Below are 19,503 nucleotides of genomic sequence, written 5' to 3' on the forward strand. Positions count from 1 at the left end.
GAAGCCCTGGCACTCGGTGTCAACGGCACACCGGGCGCGTGTGATCCATTACCTGACCAGCAGCTCGAGCAACCGCTCCGCCTCGGCAGCCGGATCCGCGGTCAGCCCCGTGTGCACGGGCCCCGGCTGGACCACCGTAGAGCGCGGCGCGATCAGCCAGCGAAAGCGCCGCCCCGCGTCGTCGCGCGCCGCCTGACCGGCCGCCGCCCCTCCGGCACAGACCCCCTCGACGGCGCGCAGCGCGGCCAGTACGCCCGCCACGTCGGCCTCCGGATCCAGCGCCCGCAGCTTGGTCTCGTCCAGATGCGTACGAGCCGCGACGAAGGACTTGGCGCGGCAGTACACCAGCACGCCCGCGTTGAAGCACTCGCCGCGTTCGACCCGCGGCACCACGCGCAGCAGCGCGTACTCGAAGACGTCCCGCTCGCTCACTTCTCCCCCTCGAAGCCCTTGATGCGCTCGTGGATGACGGCGGCACGCGCCAGCAGCGGCTCCGCGTAGGCGCGGCGCAGTGCGTCGGTGGAGTCGAAGCCGGGCTCGTCCACCAGCCACTCGTCGGGGATCTCGGCGGTCACCTCGGCGAGCAGTTCCTCGGTGACCAGGGGCGCCAGCTCGGCGGCGGCCGAGGCGATGTCCGGCCCGAACGGCGCGAGCGCGTGGTCCGCGACGTCGTACGGCTTGGCGGCGGAGGCCTGCGCGCCGGGCCAGTGGTGGTGCCAGATCATCGTGGCGCCGTGGTCGATGAGCCACAGGTCGCCGTGCCACACCAGCATGTTGGGGTTGCGCCAGGAGCGGTCGACGTTGTTGACGAGCGCGTCGAACCAGACGACCCGCCCGGCCTCCTCGGGGCTCACCCGGTGAGCGAGCGAGTCGAAGCCGAGCGCGCGGGAGAGGAAGTCCATTCCGAGGTTCAGCCCACCGCTCGACTTGAGCAGCTCCTGGACCTCCTGGTCCGGTTCGCCGAGCCCCATGACCGGGTCGAGTCCGATGGTCACCAGCCCGGGCACGCGCAGGCCCAGCCGACGGGCGAGTTCACCGCAGACGACCTCCGCGACGAGCGTCTTGCGCCCCTGTCCGGCGCCGGTGAACTTCATGACGTACGTCCCGAGATCGTCGGCCTCGACGAGCCCCGGCAGCGAGCCGCCCTCACGCAGGGGCGTGATGTAGCGGGTCGCGATGACTTCCTTGAGCATCGCCCCAGGCTACTGGGGAGTTGCGGGCCGCCGGACGCGGCCCGTGAGCGGCAGACAACGCATCGATCTCGTTTGGGTCACGAAGCCACGAGAAGCCACACACCCTGAACAGCCTCCGCGACCGGGCCGTACTCCTGTGCGGATCAACATGACTTCCGTTGAAGGGAAAGTCGGCATGTCCAGCGAATCGCTTCACCCCGTTCCGTCACCGGCCCGCCGCACTGTCATGGCAGCGGTCGGCGCGGCGGGGCTCGCCGCCGCACTGAGCGCGTGCGGGAATGACGACAAGGCGTCCGGCTCCTCCACCGCGCAGGGAGACGCCGGCGGCACCGTACTCGCCAAGACCTCCGACATCCCCGAGGGCGGTGGCAAGATCTTCACGGACCACGGGGGCCTGGTGGTCACCCAGCCGACGGCGGGCACCTTCAAGGCCTTCTCCTCCAAGTGCACGCACCTGGGCTGTCCGGTGACGGGCATCACCAACGGCGTCATCACCTGCCCGTGCCACCACAGCGAGTTCTCCGTGGAGGACGGCAGTGTGAAGAAGGGGCCCGCGCCACAGCCGCTGCCCGCGAAGAAGATCACCGTGGCCGGGGACGAGATCAAGCTGGTCTGACCGTCATCCGCGTCCCGCCCGGCGCACTCGCTTGAAACAGGCCAGCACCTCGTCCGTGGTCGCGACCGTGGCGACCAGGGCGAGCGTGTTGCGGATCATCGCGGGGGTGTAGTCGGAGGGCACCCCCGCGATGGCGTCCGCGGGCACGACAGCGGTGTAGCCGCGGTTCACGGCGTCGAACACGGCGTTGGGGATGGCCACGTTGGCCGAGACGCCGGTCACGACGAGGGTGCGGCAGCCCAGATTGCGCAGCAGCGCGTCGACGTCGGTGCCCGCGATGGGCGAGAGGCCGTGCAGACGGCGTACGACGATGTCCTCCTCGGCGACCTCGATGGGCGGCGCGATCCGCACGGCCGTGGTCCCCGTCAGCTGCTGCACTGGCAGCCGCTCCGCCGCGCGGAACAGCCGGGCGTTGCGGTTGGCGCCCCGGCCGTCCGGGCGTCGCTCGGCTATCGCGTGGATCACCTGCACCCCGCTCTCGTGAGCGGCGGCCACCAGTCGGGCCACACGGGCGAGCGCCCCCGACGACCGTGCCTCCTTGGCGAGTTCGGGCAGTGCGCTGTCCTGTCCCACGACACCCTGCTGGCACTCGACGGTGAGCAGCACCGTGGTCGCGGGGTCGAGAAGTTCACTGAGCTGTTCGTACGACGGCATGGCTCCCCCTGGTCGCGGGCGAATCGGAGCGGGCGAGACTAACGACCATTGCGTGAGGACGGAAGACGTCCCATGCTTCTCTGGCTCGGCGTCAGTGCCGCAGGGGCTGACGTGCTCATCCGAGAAGAGGAGACCACATGGCCGTCACGCAACGCCGGGGCCGAAGGATCATGATGACACCCGGTGAACTGGACGAGTTCCTCACCAGCCAGCGCACCTGCCGCGTGGCGACGGTGTCGGCGGACGGCGCCCCTCATGTCAGCACCCTCTGGTTCGCCTGGGACGGCGGCTCGCTGTGGCTGTACTCGATCACCCGCAGCAAGCGCTGGGCCGATCTGCGCCGTGATCCGCGCGTCGCCGTGGTTGTCGACACCGGCGAGGAGTACGGCGAACTGCGGGGCGTCGAGCTGTCCGGCACCGTCGAGTTCGTCGGCGAAGTGCCGCGTACGGGCGAGCCGTGCCCCGAACTGACCGAGGTGGAGCGCCTGTTCGCCCACAAGAACTTCGGCATCGACGAGATGCCGCACGACGGCAGGCACGCGTGGATGCGGCTGACGCCGGAGGCGATCGCTTCGTGGGACTTCCGGAAGCTCGCTTCGCTTTAGTTCGGGGGAAACGTCCGGAAGCTCGCCTCGCTTTAGGTCGGGGGACACTTCCTGAAGCTCGCCTCGCTGGAGTTCAAGGAGGACTTCCGGGGCAGCGGCCTCGCCGCACCTCACACGACGGCTTCCCCTGCCCTGCGCAGCGCGTCCACCGCCGCCCTGATCGACGGGCGGCGGTCGGCATCGGCCCGCCACACGACGTAGACATGCCGCCGTACGCGCTGCCGCACCGGGACGGTGACGACCCCCTCGGGCATCGGATGACGCCCGAGCAGCGGAGCCACGCACACGCCGAGCCCCGCCGCGACCAGCCCGAGCTGGGTGTGCGTCTCCGCCGCCCGATGCCCGATGTGCGGCTCGACGCCCTTGGAGCGCAGCGTGTACATCAGCCACTCGTGGCAGAACTCGCCCTCGGCCCACGTGATCCACTCGTCGTCGGCGAAGTCGCTGAGGTCCACCTCGGCGCGGTCCGCGAGCCGGTGTCCGGCCGGCATCGCCACTTCGGCCGGGTCGTCGAGGATCGCCGCCTTGACCAGGCCGTCGGGCAGTGGCATCGGCTTGTTGTACCAGTCGAGCACGACCGCCAGGTCGAGATCGCCCCGCATCACCCCGGCCACCCCGGCCTCCGGCTCCAGCTCGCAGGAGCGCACCCGCAGCCCGGGGTGGTCGGCGCGGAGAGCGGAGAGCGCGGCGGGGAACAGCCCGCGCGCGGCGGTCGGGAACGCCGAAAGCCGCAGCTCGCCTACGACCTGACCGCGCTGCGCCTCCAGGTCGGACTGCGCGAGCTCGACCTGGGACAGGATGCGCGCGGCATGCTCGGCGAGCAGCCGCCCGGCGTCGGTGAGCCGCACCCCCCGGCCGTTCTTGGCGAGCAGCTGCTGCCCCACCTCGCGCTCCAGCTTGGACATCTGCTGGGAGACGGCCGAGGTGGTGACGTGCAGCCCGTCGGCCGCACCGCTGACCGAGCCGTGCCGGGCGAGGGCGTCGAGGGTGCGCAGGCGCTCCAGATTCAACATGTAAGCAATGCTACGAGATACTGGCCGAGAAATCTCGCTTGTGCTACGAGATCGTTGTGCCTCATCGTTGGGTCCATGAGCACCGTCGCCACTCCTCGCACCGTCACCGAGACCGACACGACCCCGCGCCGCCGCACCGCCCTCGACTGGCGGATCCGCTTCGGCGTGCTCTCCCTGATCTGGGGCTTCAGCTTCCTGCTCATCAAGGTCGGCACGGAGGGCTACGCGCCGTTCCAAGTCACCCTCGGGCGGCTGCTGTTCGGGACCGCGGTGCTCGCGGCGGCGATGGCGGTGAAGCGGGAGCGACTGCCGCGCGGGGTGCGGACCTGGGGTCATCTCGCGGTCGCGGCCTTCCTGCTGAACGCCCTGCCGTTCTCGCTCTTCGCCTACTCCGAGCTGACGATCCCGTCCACGCTGGCGGGCATCTGCAACGCGACCTCGCCGCTGTGGGGCATGGCCCTGTCCCTGGTCGCCCTCTCCGAGGACCGGCCGACCCGGCGCAGGGTCGCCGGTCTCGGCATCGGGTTCCTGGGCGTGCTGACGGTGCTCGGCGCCTGGCAGGGCTTCCACGGCCTGGACGCCACGGGCACGGCGATGGCCCTCATGGCCTCGCTGAGCTACCCGATCGGCTGGATCTACGTCCGCCGCACTCTGGCCGGCTCCAGCCACTCGCACCTGTCGATGACCGGCGCGCAGCTGCTACTGGCGACGGCCCAACTGGCCCTGATCACCCCGCTGTTCACCACACTGCCGAGCCACTTCCCGCTCGTCCCGCTGCTCGCCATAGCCGCCCTGGGCGCCCTCGGCACCGGCCTCGCCGTCCTCATCCAGTACGGCCTGGTCGCCGAGGTCGGCCCGACGACGGCCCAGATGGTCACGTACTTCATTCCGGTCATCGCCACCGCGGCGGGCGTCGCGATCCTCGGCGAGTCGCTGACCTGGTCGACACCGGTTGGTGCGGTGATCGTCCTGGCAGGCGCGGCACTCACTCAGGCCAGGGCACGCCGCTGACTCGCGACGCGTCACGGCGGAGGGGACGACTCACGCGTAACGCGACATGGGCCGCCTCACACGTCAGGGCGTACGGGCCGCCTCACATGTAGCGGCGTACCGGCCGCCTCACATGTAGCGGCGTACCGGCCGCCTCACACGTATCGGCGTACTGGCCCCGCCTCACACGTAACGGCGCGCGGGCGCGTGGCCGACGGCGGACGCGACGGCGTCCGCCAGCGGCTCGATGTCGTCCGGCGCGAGGGTCGAGACGGTGATCCGGATACCCGGCGGCGCGCTCATCCGGAAGCGGGCCCCGGGCGCGACCGCCCAGCCGGAGTGCAGCAGCCGGGCGACCGCCCCGGTCTCGTCGGGGACGGGGATCCAGACGTTCATTCCGCTGCGCCCGTACGCCTCGATGCCGCGTCCCCCGAGCGCGTCGATCAGCGCGTCCCGGCGCCGCCCGTACGCGGCCGCCACGGCCTTGACGTCCACCGCGCCGGAGGTCCACAGATGCACGACGGCCCACTGGAGCAGCCGGCTCACCCAGCCGGGCCCGAGCTGCTGCCGCCCGTGCACCCGGTCGACGGTCACGTGGTCCCCGGTGAGGACGGCGAGCCGCAGGTCGGGACCGTAGGCCTTGGCGACGGAGCGCACGAAAGCCCAATGGCGCGTCACCCCGGCCAGGGGATGCAGGGGGAGGTCGACGATCCGGTGCCCGTGGTCGTCCTCGATGAGCAGGGTCTGCGGGTAGGCCTTGAGTACGGACCGCAGGGCACGCGCGCGCGTGGCGCTCACGGCGGCGCCGGTCGGGTTCTGCGCCCGGTCCGTGACGACCAGGGCCCGCGCTCCGTCCTCCAGCGCACGCCGCACGTCATCGGGATGGGGGCCCTCGTCATCGACGCGGACGCCCACTGTGCGCAGCCCGAGCGCCGGGGTGAGATCGAGCAGGCTGCCCCAGCCGGGATCCTCGACGGCGACGGCGTCCCCGGGCTTGAGATGGGCCACCAGCACACGCTCGATGGCGTCGAGCGATCCGGAGGTCACGACGACGGGCCCGTCCGGCACACCGTCCGCGTCGAGGTCGGCGCGCGCGAGCCGCGCCAGCTCCGGTGCGACGCCGGCCTCCCCGTACATCGCGGGCTCACGGTCCGACCGCTCGGCGGCCGCCGCGAACGCCCCGGCGAGGCTGGGCAGCAGCGCGCGATCGGGGTTGCCGTCGGCCAGGTCCCGCACGCCGTCCGGCACCTCGACCCGGAAGTATTCGCGTCCCGTCGTGGCGGGTTTGGAGCGGACGCGGCTGCCCCGGCGGCCCGCGGTCTCGATGACCCCGCGCTCGCGCAGCGTGCGATAGGCGGCCGCGACGGTATTCGGATTCACCCCGAGCTGCGCGGCCAACTCCCGCATCGGCGGAAGCAGTTGACCGGGCTGGAGGTCTCCTGCCCCCACCGCACGCTCGACGCTCGCGGCGATGTCAGCTGCGCGACGCCCTTCGATCCGATATTCTCCTAGCACAAAGCAGATTATGCACTAGTGCAATGGAGAACACAATGCCGGAGACGAGCACCGAGCCCGGGACGACGCAGCCCGCCGCCTACACCCCGACCGACCGCACCGTCCCCACCCGTTCCAAGGAACGCGCCGCGTACGACCACGAGCAGGTGCACGCGATACTCGACGAGGGGTACGTCTGCCACCTCGGCTTCGTCCGCGACGGCGCCCCGGTCGTCCTGCCCACGCTGTACGGACGCGTCGGCGAGCGCCTCTATGTGCACGGCTCGACGGGCTCGCGCCCGTTGCGGATGACCGGCCAGGCCGATCCCGGACTGCCGGTGTGCCTGACCGTCACCCATGTCGACGGCCTGGTCCTTGCCCGGTCCGCCTTCCACCACTCGATCAACTACCGCTCCGTGGTGGTGCACGGCATCGCCCACCAGGTGACGGACCCGGAGGAGAAGCGGGAAGCCCTGGACGCGCTCGTCGACCACGTCGTACCCGGCCGCTCGTACGACTCCCGGCCCGCCAACGCCAAGGAACTGGCCGCCACCGCCGTGATCCGCCTCGACCTGAACGAGGTCTCCGCGAAGCTCCGCACCGGCGGCCCGAACGACGAGCCCGAGGACCTCTCACTCCCCCACTGGACCGGCGTCCTCCCGCTGGCCAAGGGGTACGGCGCCCCGATCCCGGCCGACGACCTGGCCCCCGGCATCGAGCTCCCCGACTACCTGACGACCTTGTGATGCCGCTCGCGGCGCGCGGGCGAGGCGATCACGCGCCTCGCCCGCCCCGATCGGACGAGCACCCGTTCGTCCTGGGGTCCCGCGGCGGTGTCGGCCCCGGCCCCGCGCGCCTCCGCCACCGCAAGGCCCGCGACTGAGCCCAGCATCAGCAAGGTGCCCGCGAGCGTCGCCGCGGTGAGCCGCTCGCCGAGCAGCCCGACGGCCAGTGCGGCGGCACTCACCGGCTCCAGGAGCATGATCACGGAGACGGTCGCGGAGCGGACGGCGGCGGCACCCGCGAAGTACAGGGCGTAAGCCAGGGCCGTGGGGATCGCGGCGATGTACGCCAACAGACCCAGGACATGGGCGGGTTCGGCGGTGTGCGGGACGAGCCCCTCGCTCAGGCCGAGCGGCAGCAGACAGGCGGTGGTCACCGCGAAGGCCCAGACGGTCGTACCGGAGGCGTCGGTCCCGCCGTCGCGTCCCCACCACCGGGTGAGCAGCGTCATCGCGGAGTAGCCGCCCGCGGACACGACCGCGAGCGCGACACCCAAGGGGCGCACCGTCGCACCCCCGCTGCCCAGCACCAGTACCGCGAGCCCGGCGAGCGCTCCGACGACGGCGGCGATCCCGGCGCGCCCGAGCCGCTCCCCCATGGTCAGCCGCGCCCCGAGCGCGATGAGCACGGGGCCGGCGCCGAGCGTGACGACGGTGGCCACGGCCAGGCCGGTCGCTTCGACGGCGGCGAAGTAGGCGGTCTGGAAGACGGCGAGCGCGCAGCCCGTGACGCCGATCCGCAGGGCCTTGCGGCCGAGCGGCTCACGGACGGCGGGCCGGACCCGCCCGCGCGCCAGGTGCGCGGCGAGCAGCAGGACAAGCCCGCCCGCGCAGCGCCAGAAGGAAAGGGCGATCGGCCCCATGTCGCTGGCCCGGTAGATCAGCGACGCGGCCGCGCCCGCGGTGCCCCAGGCGGCACCGGCGACGATCAGATAGAGGATGCCTCGCCCGACGGGCAGGCCTGAAGCAGCATTCGACACGTGTTCTCTCCGCGGATACCCAGAAGTTCAGGAAAGGACCACGTCGCGGCCGGTGCGCTGGGGCACGGAGTGCAGGGCACGCAGTGCGGCGCACCGGCGTACGGAAAGGTCCTCGGACTTCTTCTGCGGGCAGCACCGTTCCGCCCGGCGGTTGGGCCAGGTGTGGATTCCGGAGAGCCCGCCTCAGGCGGCCGGAGGCGGAAGAACGAGTGCGTCCGAATGCATGATCAACACCCTAAGCGGCGCTGCCGCGGGCCGACAACTGCCTTTCCGGGTCTTCTGGACCGGGCTGGTCTTCTGAACCGGGCTGGTCTTCTGTACTGGGGTGACCCGCGCCCCCGGCGACCGGACCCTCGGAAGCCTTTGCCGGCGCCGAGGACTGCGCGATGAACGCGCCGACCAGCACCACCGCGCCACCGACGATCTGTGGCGCCGAGAGGTGCTCACCGAGCAGCACCCAGGCAAGGACGGTCGCGATGACCGCTTCGAGACAGGCCACGACGCCCGCGACCTGCGGGGAGAACCTGCGCACGGAGAGGACTCCGGTGACGTACGCGACGACGGTCGCGATCAGCACGATCCAGCCGAGGAGCAGCGAGGCGAGGACGGACGTCCCGTTCATGTCCGCCGTCCCACCGAGCACGGACCAGTCCATGGTCCAGGGGCGTGCGATGACGGTCAGGACGAGGGCGCCGATGAGCAGGCCGTACGCGATGACGCCGAGCGGATCGGGCGCCTCGTCGCCCGCGTCGCTGCCCTGGTCGGACAGGACGAAGTAGCCGACCTGGCAGCAGGCGGCGCCCAGCGCGAGCAGCAGTCCGACGACGTCGAAGCTCAGCCCCGACCACACCTCGACCACGCAGGCGAGTCCCGCGACCGCGAGGACGACCCCGAGCGCCGCGGCGCGCGTCACGGGCCGGCGCTGCACGAAGCGCACCCAGCCGAGCACGAGCGCGGGCGCGAGGTACTCCACGAGCAGCGCGACCCCGACGGGGATGCGCGAGATCGCGGCGAAGTAGCACGCCTGGACACCGGCCACGGCGAGCAGTCCGAACCCGGCGAGCAGCGCGGGGCGGCGGCGCAGCAGGGCACGGTGGCGTACCGCCAGCGGCAGCATCACCAGCGCGGCGCCCGCGACCCGCAGCCACACCACGTGGAGCGGGTCGAGACCCGCCTCGATCAGCGGCTTCGCCGCGACACCCGATCCGCCGAAGGCGACCGCCGACGCGAGGGCGAGGCCCAGGCCGACGCCCCTCCCGCGGTTGCCCTGACTGCCCTGAGACGTATGCACCGGCACATGATGACAGGCGACGACATGAGCGTCACCCCCAATGACACCTGTCTCAACGACTGGACGTCGCCCGCCCCGCCTCTGGGCCCGGCTGCGCGTCCCCCTGGGCCCGGCTGCGCGTCCCTCCCTTGAGCTGAGCAGCCCGTCCCGCCCTTGGGCCAAGCGGCCGGTCCCACCCCTGGGCTCAGCAGCCCGCGTCGCCCCCGGCCACGTACTCCTCGAACCCGCTCTCGATCCGCAGCAGCAGCACCCGGGCGTCGACACCCGCGCGTCCGAGCACCTCGACGGCCCGCGACTGGGGATCGGCGACGACCGCCGCGAGCAGATCGAGACCGCGGGCCCGCTCGTCGCCACGCAGTACGGCGCGCTCGCAGGCCTCCTCCATGGCGCCGGCCGCGACCGGGGACCAGCCCGCCTCGGTCACCATCGGTACGGCGCCCGAGTCCTCGACGGTGCTCTGCCAGCGCAGTCCGTAGCCGATGCTGCGCTGCACGAGGTAGCCGAGCAGCCGGGCGACCTGCGGCGCGCCGTCGAAGACCGCGCGCACCTCGGAGTCGTACTCCAGCAGCGAGTGGAGCAGATGGGCCGTGTCGATCTGCCGGTCCCCGTCCCTCAGCGCCCTCCTGCGCGCGCCAGAGACCACCGAGGCCAGCTCGGCACTGAGCCTGGCATCGAGTTCCGTACGGTTCGGGCCGCTCTCGGCGGCGGACTGCTGGGGGATACGGGATGGCACAACCCCTACCCCATCAGTCTCCTCGGGCCGGGGCATCCTCGGCGGGCAGCATTTTCGCGTCCGACACAGGGTGGGCATCCATGAGCGGGTTCTCCTCCTTACGGATGACATCGCGCCGTTTTCTCCCTGGTTCCCCCTGAGGCACGCGCCGCCTTGCTTCGCGCCCCGCACACAACTGCAGCGCTCCGGCGCTCGTCCGTCAGGGACATGGAGAGCAGGTGCCGACTGGTGGCCGTGCCGGCGATCGACGGCAGGCAGTACGTGTACCGGCTGTACGCACCCGAGGACGCGCTGCTCGCCGACCTGTTCTGGGAGGCATGGCACTGCCACGACGAGGGAGCGCACCCGCGCGCGTGGGACCTGTTCGACGCGGCGGTGATACGGCGGGGGGCTGACCCGCCAGTGACCGTCTGTTCCCACCGCCTCCTCCACAATTTCTGACGGTTCATCAGTATTGAATGTTCCAGGGCCTGCGGCTACGTTCCGCGACACCGTAGCTGCGCCGGGCGCAGCGCCCGACACGAAGGGGTGGTCGCATGGCCGAAGTCAGCGCGGAAGCACGGATCGAGGCGCCTGCCGAGAAGGTCTGGGCGCAGCTCACGGACTTCTCCTCGTACGGCGAGTGGAACTCGACCCACACGAATTTCCCGAAGGGCGGCCCCGCGTCACTCGAGGTCGGCGGCACCTTCGAGGAGAACATGAAGCTCATGGGCTTCCCCGCCGAGGTCAACTGGACCATCGAGGAACTCGAGCCCGCCCGCACCCTGGCCATCCGCGGCAAGGGCCCGATGGCCGTGATCGTCGCCACGCGCTACACGCTGACCCCCGACGGCGATGCCACGACGGTGCGGATCGACGGGGAGTTCACCGGCGCCGCCGTCTCGTTGATGGCGGGCAAACTCAAGGACTCGGCGACGGCCGCCCTCAACGAGTCGCTGCGCAAACTGGCCGGACTGGTGGCCTGAGCCCCGCGCACCGCTCCCGTACGCGGAAAGGCGCCCCGCGGAAACACTTCCGCGAGGCGCCGTCAGGTACCACAGCACGCCGTCAGTCCTCGTCGGCGAGGATCAGGTACAGCTTCTTACGGGCTTCGTTGATGACCACCAGCGCCTTGTCGCGCTGGTCCTTGCTGCCGGTCTTCCAGACCTGGCCGAAGGCCTCCATGAGGCCGAAACCGGCCTGCCGGATCTCGTGCAGCGTCTCCCAGTCGACCCCGCGCCCGGCCTCTTCCCAAGGCGCGTCGGGACCCTCGTCGGCCGCGCTGCGGCCGGACTCGGTCAGCGAGAACAGCTTCTTGCCGCCCTCGGCCGCGCTGGTGATCAGGCCCTCGTCCTCCAGCAGCTGAAGGGTCGGATAGACCGAACCCGGACTGGGCTTCCACGCCCCGCCGCTGCGCTCGGCGATCTCCTGGATCATCTCGTAACCGTGCATGGGCCGGTCCTTGAGCAGAGCGAGGATCGATGCGCGTACGTCGCCGCGCCGCGCCCTCCCCCGCGGTCCGCCCCGGCCACCGCGCCCGCCCCAGGGGCCTGGGCCGAAGCCGGGGCCACCGGGACCACCGGGACCACCCGGTCCGAAGGGCCCGAAAGCCCCGCGCCGCCCCTCAAAGCCGTCCCGACCCCGAGGGCCGGGTCCACCACGGCGTCCATGTCCGCGTTCAAATCCGAATTCCTGTCCGTGGGAACGCATCGCAATCACTCCATTCCATCGTTGATCGGTCGCGATGCGTCAACGATATATCGGAATAGCTCGCCTGACAACCCCTGCCCTCATCGCGCCGCGCACGACTGCCCGAGGTTCACCGGTGAGCCATGACGCGTGAGGCGACAACGGGGTCCAGATCCCCGGAATTGGCCTTGGCCCGTGGCCTCGCGGCGCGGCTAGCGTCGGGGCATGCGGATTCGAATCGTCGACGCCTTCACCGACCGCCCCTTCGCCGGCAACCCGGCCGGGGTCCTGGTCCTCGACTCCTCCTCGTCCTTCCCGGACGACACCTGGCTCCAGAGCGTGGCCCTGGAGGTCAACCACGCCGAGACGGCATTCACCCACCGCCTCCCCGCGGGGGGCGACGCCGACTGGGCACTGCGCTGGTTCACCCCCGTCACCGAGGTCGCGATGTGCGGACACGCGACGCTGGCCACCGCGCACGTCCTGCACACCACGGGCGCCCACGAGGGACCCGTACGATTCGCCACGCTCAGCGGCGTCCTCATCGCCACACCCCACGAGGACGGTTCCCTCACGCTGGACTTCCCCACCGCGCCGCTGACGCAGGTCGAGATCCCGGACGGCGTGGCCGAGGCCCTGGGCGCCGAACCGATCACGGCCTTCGACACCGGACCGAACATCGGCGACCTCGTGATCGAACTCGCCGACGAGAAGACGGTCCGGGGCCTCACCCCCGACCACAAGGCCCTCACGGGCCACTCCGAGCGTGGCATCATCGCCACCGCCCGCGCCGAAGACCCTTCCCAGGGCTACGACTTCGTCTCCCGCTGTTTCTTCCCGAACGTCGGCATCGACGAGGACCCCGTCACCGGCAGCGCCCACACGGCCCTCGCCCCCTACTGGTCCGAGCGCCTCGGCCGCCCCGACCTCACCGGCCTGCAGGCCTCCCCGCGCTCCGGCCGCGTCCGCACCGAACTGCGCGGCGACCGCACGCTCCTCACCGGCCGCGCAGTCACCGTCATCGAGGGCGAGCTGCTCGCGTAGCGGCATACGAAAGGGGCGTACGACGTCTTCGTACGCCCCTTCAAAAACCGCTCAATCCACCCCAACCCCCCCAAGGCCCTGCCCCAGGCTCGCTCACGCCGTCGGCAGCCACCCCACCTTCCCCGCCAGTAGCGCGTACCCGACGAACGCCCCGATGTCGAGCAGCGAGTGCGCGACCACGAGCGGTCCGACACGACCCCAACGCCGGTACAGGTAGGCGAAGACCACACCCATCGCCATGTTGCCGACGAAGCCGCCGATGCCCTGGTAGAGGTGGTACGAGCCGCGCAGCACCGAGCTCGCCACCAGTGCGGTGCCCGGCGTCCAGCCCAACTGGCCGAGGCGGCGCAGCAGATACCCGACGACGATGACCTCTTCGAGGACCGCGTTCTGGATCGCGGAGAGAATCAGCACGGGGTACTTCCACCACACGTCGGGCAACGCCTCCGGCACCACCGTGAGGTTGAAGCCGAGCCCCCGGGCCGCCAGATAGAAGGCGATGCCCGTGCTGCCGATCACCGCCGCGATCGCGGCCCCGCGCCCGAGGTCCGGCCAGGGGCGCGTACGGTCGAAACCGATCACGCGCAGCCCCTCACCCTCCCTGAGCAGGAAGTGTGCGACGAGCGCGACCGGCACCAACGCCGACGCGATACCGAAGAGCTGCCAGGCCAGATCCAGCCAGGGACGGCCCGGCGCGGCCGAGGCGTTGAGGGTGGCCGCCTGGTCCTTGAGACCCCCCGGTTTGGTGACCGATCCGACAAAGCTGATCAGCGCGGACACCCCGCTCGCACCGAGCGAAAGCCCCAGAACGAGCAGTGTCTCGTCCCGGAGAATCCGTCGTGTCAGCCGCTCCTTCGGAAAAGAATCGGCCACCGACCCCGCCTCCACCTGCACTCCCGCCTCCAGTTGAGTAATCCCGCCTCATCCCCATCTTCACCCCGCTAGGGTCTCGAAAGAAGTTACGAAGATCGTGCGTGACAGGCCGTTGGGGGGACGGGCGCCGTACGGGGCGTACCTCCCCCTTTTTCCTGCCTTACCGCTGTTTCACGGCTCAAGGCTCAACAGGGAGGGGCACCACCGTCATGGGACGTCACAGCTTGCCCGATGAGTACGGGGCGGGCGCCGCCGACCCCCGACCACGCGCGCGCCGCCGCAATGTGGCCATCGCGACGGTACTCGTCCTCACGGTCGCGGCGGGCACGGCGGCCGCGGTCCGCGGGGGCCTGCTCTCCTTCGGCTCCTCCTGCCAGGACGACGCCGTGCACGTCAAGCTCGCCGCGTCGCCGGACCTGGCGCCCGCCCTGAAGGCCGTGGCGGCGCGCGCCCGCGAGCGCAGCATCACCTCCGACGGCCGCTGCATCGACGTCAGCGTGGCCGCGCGCGAGTCGTACAAGGTCACCGACGCGCTGCGATCGGGCAAGCACTCCGACATCCAGGCGTGGGTGCCGGACTCCGACCTGTGGGTGCAGCGCGTCAGCGGCGACAGCACGGCGACCGGGGTGACCCCGGTGGGCAACGTCGCGTCGTCGCCGGTCGGCGTCGCGATGGTCCCGGCGGCCGCGAAGTCACTGGGGTGGCCCGGCAAGAGGTACACCTGGACCGAGTTGGCCGGCGTGACGATGACGAGCGATCAGCTGAAGCTCGGCGCGGCCGACCCGGCGCGCAGCGCGACCGGCCTGCTCGCGCTGACACAGCTCACCACCGCCGCGGCACAGACCAAGGGCGGCGACACCCAGGCGGCCGCCATGGCGAAGGTGCTCTCGCAGCGCACCTCCGACAGCGACAGCCAGGTCCTGGACACCCTGCCCCGCGATTCCTCCGGCACCGAGCAGGGCAACCCGAAGCGCAACCAGGCGCTGATCCTCTCCGAGCAGCGGGCGTTCGCGTACAACTCCTCGGCCGACAGCGCCGACGGACTCGAACTCTTCTACCCCAAGGACGGATCGCCGCAGCTCAACTACCCGTTCACGCTGGTCGACGCGCAGCGGCTGAGCACCGACCAGAGCCGCGCCGCGCTGCGCTTCATGACGCTGCTGGGCGAGCCCGAGCCGCAGAAGATCCTGGAGACACACGGCTTCCGTACCGACGACGAGAACCCCTCGGCCGCACTGATCACCGAGGCCGGCGGCCGTTCCCCGCAGCCGTACGCGCAGGTCGCGGCCGAACCGGCCTCGGCGAAGGCGCTCCAGGAGGCCCTCGGGATGTGGACGATCACGGTGCAGAGCGCCCGGATCACCACGGTCGTCGACGCCTCCGCGTCCATGTCCGAGCCGGTGCCGGGCACCGGCCAGTCCCGTATGGACGTCACCAAGGCGTCCCTGCTGCAGGCCCTCGCCACCTTCACCCCGGAGGACGAGATCGGGCTGTGGAAGTTCTCCACGAAGCTCGACGGGGACAAGGACTACCGCGAACTCGTCCCGACCGAACGGCTCGGCGACCGCAAGGGCAACGGCACCCAGCGGGACAAGCTGTCGGCCGCCTTCAGCTCGCTGGAGCCCGTCCCCGGTGGGGCGACCGGGCTGTACGACACGACACTGGCCGCGTACAAGGCGGCGACCTCCTCGTACGTGAAGGGGAAGTTCAACGCGTTGGTCATCCTGACCGACGGTGTCAACCAGGACCCGGGAAGCATCTCGCGCTCCAGCCTCGTCGCGCAGTTGGAGAAGCTCACCGACCCGCAGCGCCCGGTGCCGCTGATCGCGATCGCGGTGGGCCCGGACGCCGACAAGGAGGAGGTCGAGCAGATCGCCAAGGCGACCGGTGGATCGGGCCACCAGGTCAACGACCCGTCGCAGATCCACTCGGTGATCCTCAAGGCCATCGTGGAGGCGGGCAGCCAGGGCTGAGCCTCACCCGGGCCAGGACTGCCCCTGCACCCGGCTGCTGCTCCTCACCCGAGCCCGGAGTGCCCCAGCCCCCGGCTGCTGCTCCTCACCCGAGCGTGGACTGCCCCGGCACCCGGCTACTCCTCACCCGGCCCCGGACGGACCCCCCACACCCGGCAGCTCCCCACCGGCCCCAGGCTGGCCCCCCACACCCAGCTGCAACCCACCCGGATCCAGGCTGACCCCGGCACCCGACGACACCTCACCCGGCCCCAAACAGACCCCGACACCCGACGACACCTCACCCGACCCCACACCGACCCCGACGCCCCGCCCCTCACCCAAGCGGAACCGCCTCCGGCAGCCCCACCGGCCACGTGTGCACCGGCTCCCCGAGATGCATCAACTCGCCGTACCGCCCGGTAGTCGCGGCCAGCGCCGCATCACGCCCGAGCCCCTTCTCCAGCGCCCGGTGGAACGTGGCCGCCTGCCAGGTCGCCCCATTGACACGCAGCCGGCACCGGTCCTCGATCACGCCCAGGTAGAGGTCCCGGTCTGCGGGCTCGACACCCCACGCGTCCAACCCCGCCGCGGCGAGCGGAAGCAGCTCGTCGCGGACCAGGTGCACGGCGTCGACCCGCGTGGTCCCGCCGTACCGGCCGCGCCGCGGCCACTCCAGGCGCGCGTCGATGCCATGTCGGCAGGCGGCGTCGAAGTTGGCGGCGGCGGACTCGAAGGACAGCCGCGTCCACACGGGCCGCGCCTCCTCGGCGAGCGCGCGGACGAGCCCGTAGTAGAAGGCCGCGTTGGCGATGACGTCGGTGACGGTGGGCCCCGCGGGCAGCACCCGGTTCTCGACGCGCAGATGCGGGACGCCGTCGGCGATGCCGTACACGGGCCGGTTCCAGCGGTACACCGTGCCGTTGTGCAGCACGAGTTCGGCGAGCTTGGGAATGCCTGCCTCGTCCAGGACGGCCAGCGGGTCCTCCTCGTCGCAGATGGGCAGCAGGGGCGGGAAGAAGCGCACGTTCTCCTCGAAGAGGTCGTACGCCGATGAGATCCACCGCTCGCCGAACCAGGTCCGCGGCCTGACCCCCTGTGCCTGCAACTCGGGCGGCCGGGTGTCGGTGGACTGCTGGAACAGCGGGGGCCGCGACTCGCGCCACAGCTCGTGGCCGAACAGGAAAGGCGAGTTGGCACCGACGGCGACCTGCGCGGCGGCCACCGCCTGCGCCGCGTTCCACACGTCCGCGAACCGTCCCGGGGTGACCTGGAGGTGCAACTGCACGGAGGTGCAGGCGGCTTCGGGCGCGATGGATTTCGACGTACAGACGAGGCGTTCCACGCCCTCGATGTCCAGCGCGAAATCCTCGCCGCGGGCGGCCACGATCTGGTCGTTGAGCAGGGTGTAGCGGTCGACGTCCGACAGGTTCGAGGAGACCAGGTCGCCCTGGCCGAGCGTCGGCAGAATACCGATCATCACGATTCCGGCGTCGACTTCGTTCGCTTTCCGGTGGGCGTAGGCGAGCGAGGTGCGCAGCTCCTCGGCGAGTCGGTCGAATACTCGACCGCCCAATCGGTGTGGGGCTATGTTGACTTCCAGGTTGAACATGGCGAGTTCTGTTTGGAAATCACGGCTCGCAATCCTTTCCAGCACTTGCGCGTTCATCATTCTGGGCATGCCGTCGGAGCCTGCGAGATTCAACTCGATCTCCAGCCCCATGAGATTCTTCGGGCGATCGAACCGCTTCTCTTCCAGCAGCCGCTCCAGCCCCGTCAGACACTGCCGTAGCTTGTCGCGGTAGCGCTGGCGATCGGACAGGTCGAACGGCCCTGCCACGACCTTCTCCCCCATCGAAGTGTCCCTCCTCGGATGGGCAGGCCGATACTCCGGCCCCTGGCGTCCCGGGTCACGGGGGATGATGCCCAGGCAACGCGATCGATAACGCCATGCACGGACCCGCTGCCCGCTACGCTGGAACCGCGTACCCGCGGCACATTCACCGGGCATGGTGCAACAAGCAAGTTTCAGCTTGAAATGATCTCGTGAAAAACGCCGACGAGAATCGGCCGACCGCTCCGGCGAAGCATTCCGAGGTCATCGCCGCACATGCACACAGAACCGGGATGAACCTCTCATTTCGCCGACCGAATACCGCCTTGCTCTTCATATTCAGGACGGCTAGACGAAACACCGTCCGAACACGTCTCGTATAAACTCCGCGAACGAGGCAGAGAGTTGGCGCTCGCGGTCCAAGGTCCTGTCGTCAAGGTGACACGCGGCAGGCAACACCCTGTCGGCAGATCCAGACCCCTCGCTCCTCTGACCCCGAGAGCTGACAGCGCCGTCTGCCCCCGCCCTCGCGCCACCGTGCCTGTCGAATGAGAGGCGACCCACCATGCCGCTGCACGTACCCCCGGCTCCCGCGCCCGCCCTGCGCACCGTCCTCACGGCACTCGGTTCCCCCACCGCCGTCCGCGAGGCCCGCACTCCGTCCCTGCGTATGGCCCAGGGACCCGCCACGCCCGAACTCCCGCTGCCCGTACACGTCCTGGACCGGATCACCCCCGCGGGCGCGTCCGCCACCCGGCTCGCCGGGTGGCGCTTCCTCATCCGCTGCGGCGACCGCGCGGTAGCCGCGGCCGACACCATGCTGACCCCCGACGGCTGGGCCTTCTCGCGCTTCTTCGAGGGCCCGTACATCACCGCCACCGAACGCGCCCTGCGCCAGGCCGAGACCATGCAGCAGTCGTACCAGGCACGCCTGTTGTCCGTGCCCGAGCTCTACATGCTCACACTCTGGCTGCACGGCGACTGCACCGCGGACGGCGCCACCGGCCACCCCGCCGCCACCGACCTCCTGGTCCCACTGGCGCCCGCCCCGCCCGGCATCGCCGCGCACCGCCCGCACCGCGTCGCCGAACTACTGCCGGTCCTCACTCACCGGCTCACTCCGGCCCCGCTGCTCAGCTCGCCCGCGTAAGCACGGTTCCCCGTGCCCCGCCGCCGTCCTTTCGGCCGCGGGGCACGGCGCCGTTCAGGTCCGGAACCGGGAGCCGCTCGTTCGGGTCCCATCGCGCTCGTACGAGGGAAACGCACTGCTCACCCCGACCGGACTAGCCCCATTCGGCCACCCCGAACCACCCGAAGGGACAGTGCAGTTGGAATGAACCGTCCGCACGGGTGATGCGTCCTCAACCTGTGAGAAGCGCTGCCGCCAAATCCCTGCGGATTGGCGCCGGTAGGGCAACACTGGGTTTGGACCACACACCAACGGGGGGCGGCCATGAACGCATCGAGCCGCGGGACAGACACCACAGCCATCACTCACATCTCAACCCAGCGAAAGATCCCATCCATGTGCCAGCACCAGCCACCGTGCCCGTCAGCCGAATCCGCCGACCGGGAATCCGCCCGTCTTGCGGCGCACCACCCGGAGCAGGGATGGAGCCTGCTGTGCAACGGCGTTCTGCTCTTCGAGGACACCGGTGAGCTCCTGCCGGACGGCCAGATCATCGCCCCGCACCGCCCGAAGGGCAGCGAACACGTGATGACAGCCGCCTGAGCCGCACAACCGGGTGACTTCCACAGTCACCCAGACAGAAGAGGGGCCG

Annotated in this window: 21 protein-coding genes; 10 read left to right on the plus strand and 11 right to left on the minus strand. The window is 70.8% G+C overall.

The features are described 5' to 3' along the window. Positions 1 to 48: 48 nt before the first annotated feature. Both ACZ4WS_RS43545 and ACZ4WS_RS43550 read right to left on the minus strand, forming a co-directional pair. Complete coding sequence (locus ACZ4WS_RS43545; protein WP_467989105.1) at positions 49 to 432, minus strand: DUF3037 domain-containing protein; 384 nt, start codon at positions 430 to 432, stop codon at positions 49 to 51. Beyond that, positions 429 to 1,193 (minus strand): HipA family kinase, encoded by a 765-nt coding sequence (locus ACZ4WS_RS43550; protein ID WP_467989107.1) that lies wholly within the window; start codon positions 1,191 to 1,193, stop codon positions 429 to 431. The genes ACZ4WS_RS43545 and ACZ4WS_RS43550 overlap by 4 nt, the downstream gene beginning before the upstream one ends. Before the next feature lie 175 nt (positions 1,194 to 1,368). Here ACZ4WS_RS43550 and ACZ4WS_RS43555 point away from each other — a divergent pair, with 175 nt between their 5' ends. Next, positions 1,369 to 1,809 (plus strand): Rieske (2Fe-2S) protein, encoded by a 441-nt coding sequence (locus ACZ4WS_RS43555; protein WP_467989109.1) that lies wholly within the window; start codon positions 1,369 to 1,371, stop codon positions 1,807 to 1,809. A 3-nt stretch (positions 1,810 to 1,812) separates the two neighbouring features. On the opposite strand, the gene ACZ4WS_RS43560 is transcribed toward ACZ4WS_RS43555, so the two are convergent. After that, positions 1,813 to 2,463, minus strand: a complete 651-nt coding sequence (locus ACZ4WS_RS43560) for an isochorismatase family protein (protein WP_467989111.1) — start codon at positions 2,461 to 2,463, stop codon at positions 1,813 to 1,815. Between the two features lie 137 nt (positions 2,464 to 2,600). Between ACZ4WS_RS43560 and ACZ4WS_RS43565 the strand changes: the two genes are divergently transcribed. Then, positions 2,601 to 3,068: a pyridoxamine 5'-phosphate oxidase family protein gene (locus ACZ4WS_RS43565; protein ID WP_467989113.1), complete on the plus strand. Its 468-nt coding sequence runs from the start codon at positions 2,601 to 2,603 to the stop codon at positions 3,066 to 3,068. A 110-nt stretch (positions 3,069 to 3,178) separates the two neighbouring features. On the opposite strand, the gene ACZ4WS_RS43570 is transcribed toward ACZ4WS_RS43565, so the two are convergent. Next, complete coding sequence (locus tag ACZ4WS_RS43570) at positions 3,179 to 4,081, minus strand: LysR family transcriptional regulator (protein WP_467989115.1); 903 nt, start codon at positions 4,079 to 4,081, stop codon at positions 3,179 to 3,181. Between the two features lie 75 nt (positions 4,082 to 4,156). On the opposite strand from ACZ4WS_RS43570, the gene ACZ4WS_RS43575 reads away from it, so the two are divergent. After that, the gene (locus tag ACZ4WS_RS43575; protein ID WP_467989117.1) at positions 4,157 to 5,092 is read left to right on the plus strand and encodes a DMT family transporter; all 936 of its coding nucleotides are present in this window, start codon (positions 4,157 to 4,159) and stop codon (positions 5,090 to 5,092) included. A 162-nt stretch (positions 5,093 to 5,254) separates the two neighbouring features. Here ACZ4WS_RS43575 and ACZ4WS_RS43580 read toward each other — a convergent pair whose 3' ends face one another. Beyond that, positions 5,255 to 6,586 (minus strand): aminotransferase class I/II-fold pyridoxal phosphate-dependent enzyme, encoded by a 1,332-nt coding sequence (locus tag ACZ4WS_RS43580; protein WP_467989119.1) that lies wholly within the window; start codon positions 6,584 to 6,586, stop codon positions 5,255 to 5,257. 35 nt (positions 6,587 to 6,621) lie between these two features. Here ACZ4WS_RS43580 and ACZ4WS_RS43585 point away from each other — a divergent pair, with 35 nt between their 5' ends. Further along, positions 6,622 to 7,311, plus strand: coding sequence for a pyridoxamine 5'-phosphate oxidase family protein (locus ACZ4WS_RS43585; RefSeq protein ID WP_467989120.1), 690 nt, complete (start codon positions 6,622 to 6,624; stop codon positions 7,309 to 7,311). Here ACZ4WS_RS43585 and ACZ4WS_RS43590 read toward each other — a convergent pair. The 3 genes from ACZ4WS_RS43590 to ACZ4WS_RS43600 form a co-directional block, all read right to left on the minus strand. Continuing rightward, on the minus strand, positions 7,293 to 8,327 hold the full coding sequence (locus tag ACZ4WS_RS43590) for a DMT family transporter (protein ID WP_467989122.1): 1,035 nt from the start codon (positions 8,325 to 8,327) through the stop codon (positions 7,293 to 7,295). The two genes, ACZ4WS_RS43585 and ACZ4WS_RS43590, sit on opposite strands and share 19 nt — an antisense overlap. Before the next feature lie 235 nt (positions 8,328 to 8,562). Next, positions 8,563 to 9,624, minus strand: coding sequence for an EamA family transporter (locus ACZ4WS_RS43595; protein WP_467989124.1), 1,062 nt, complete (start codon positions 9,622 to 9,624; stop codon positions 8,563 to 8,565). A gap of 178 nt (positions 9,625 to 9,802) precedes the next feature. Next, a complete protein-coding gene (locus ACZ4WS_RS43600; RefSeq protein ID WP_467989125.1) occupies positions 9,803 to 10,387 on the minus strand; it encodes a peptidase in 585 nt (194 codons plus the stop codon). A gap of 171 nt (positions 10,388 to 10,558) precedes the next feature. Here ACZ4WS_RS43600 and ACZ4WS_RS43605 point away from each other — a divergent pair, with 171 nt between their 5' ends. Together ACZ4WS_RS43605 and ACZ4WS_RS43610 are read left to right on the plus strand one after the other, a co-directional pair. Next, positions 10,559 to 10,792 carry a hypothetical protein gene (locus ACZ4WS_RS43605; RefSeq protein WP_467989126.1) on the plus strand — a complete coding sequence of 78 codons (234 nt, stop codon included), beginning with the start codon at positions 10,559 to 10,561 and terminating at the stop codon, positions 10,790 to 10,792. Positions 10,793 to 10,887: 95 nt separating this feature from the next. After that, entirely contained in the window at positions 10,888 to 11,316 is a 429-nt protein-coding gene (locus ACZ4WS_RS43610) for a type II toxin-antitoxin system Rv0910 family toxin (RefSeq protein WP_467989128.1), read from the plus strand. 82 nt (positions 11,317 to 11,398) lie between these two features. Here ACZ4WS_RS43610 and ACZ4WS_RS43615 read toward each other — a convergent pair whose 3' ends face one another. Next, a complete protein-coding gene (locus tag ACZ4WS_RS43615; RefSeq protein WP_467989130.1) occupies positions 11,399 to 12,040 on the minus strand; it encodes a PadR family transcriptional regulator in 642 nt (213 codons plus the stop codon). Between the two features lie 204 nt (positions 12,041 to 12,244). Between ACZ4WS_RS43615 and ACZ4WS_RS43620 the strand changes: the two genes are divergently transcribed. Beyond that, entirely contained in the window at positions 12,245 to 13,063 is an 819-nt protein-coding gene (locus tag ACZ4WS_RS43620; protein WP_467989132.1) for a PhzF family phenazine biosynthesis protein, read from the plus strand. 93 nt (positions 13,064 to 13,156) lie between these two features. On the opposite strand, the gene ACZ4WS_RS43625 is transcribed toward ACZ4WS_RS43620, so the two are convergent. Next, positions 13,157 to 13,957, minus strand: coding sequence for a CPBP family intramembrane glutamic endopeptidase (locus tag ACZ4WS_RS43625; protein WP_467989134.1), 801 nt, complete (start codon positions 13,955 to 13,957; stop codon positions 13,157 to 13,159). Between the two features lie 188 nt (positions 13,958 to 14,145). Between ACZ4WS_RS43625 and ACZ4WS_RS43630 the strand changes: the two genes are divergently transcribed. Beyond that, on the plus strand, positions 14,146 to 15,909 hold the full coding sequence (locus ACZ4WS_RS43630) for a substrate-binding and VWA domain-containing protein (RefSeq protein ID WP_467989135.1): 1,764 nt from the start codon (positions 14,146 to 14,148) through the stop codon (positions 15,907 to 15,909). 316 nt (positions 15,910 to 16,225) lie between these two features. On the opposite strand, the gene ACZ4WS_RS43635 is transcribed toward ACZ4WS_RS43630, so the two are convergent. Further along, positions 16,226 to 17,743, minus strand: coding sequence for a glutamate-cysteine ligase family protein (locus ACZ4WS_RS43635; protein ID WP_467989137.1), 1,518 nt, complete (start codon positions 17,741 to 17,743; stop codon positions 16,226 to 16,228). Positions 17,744 to 18,287: 544 nt separating this feature from the next. Between ACZ4WS_RS43635 and ACZ4WS_RS43640 the strand changes: the two genes are divergently transcribed. Both ACZ4WS_RS43640 and ACZ4WS_RS43645 read left to right on the plus strand, forming a co-directional pair. Continuing rightward, entirely contained in the window at positions 18,288 to 18,872 is a 585-nt protein-coding gene (locus ACZ4WS_RS43640; protein WP_467989139.1) for a hypothetical protein, read from the plus strand. A 375-nt stretch (positions 18,873 to 19,247) separates the two neighbouring features. Beyond that, positions 19,248 to 19,454 carry a DUF5999 family protein gene (locus ACZ4WS_RS43645; protein WP_467989141.1) on the plus strand — a complete coding sequence of 69 codons (207 nt, stop codon included), beginning with the start codon at positions 19,248 to 19,250 and terminating at the stop codon, positions 19,452 to 19,454. Positions 19,455 to 19,503: the final 49 nt, after the last annotated feature.

This window comes from Streptomyces sp. NPDC029292 (assembly GCF_055569295.1).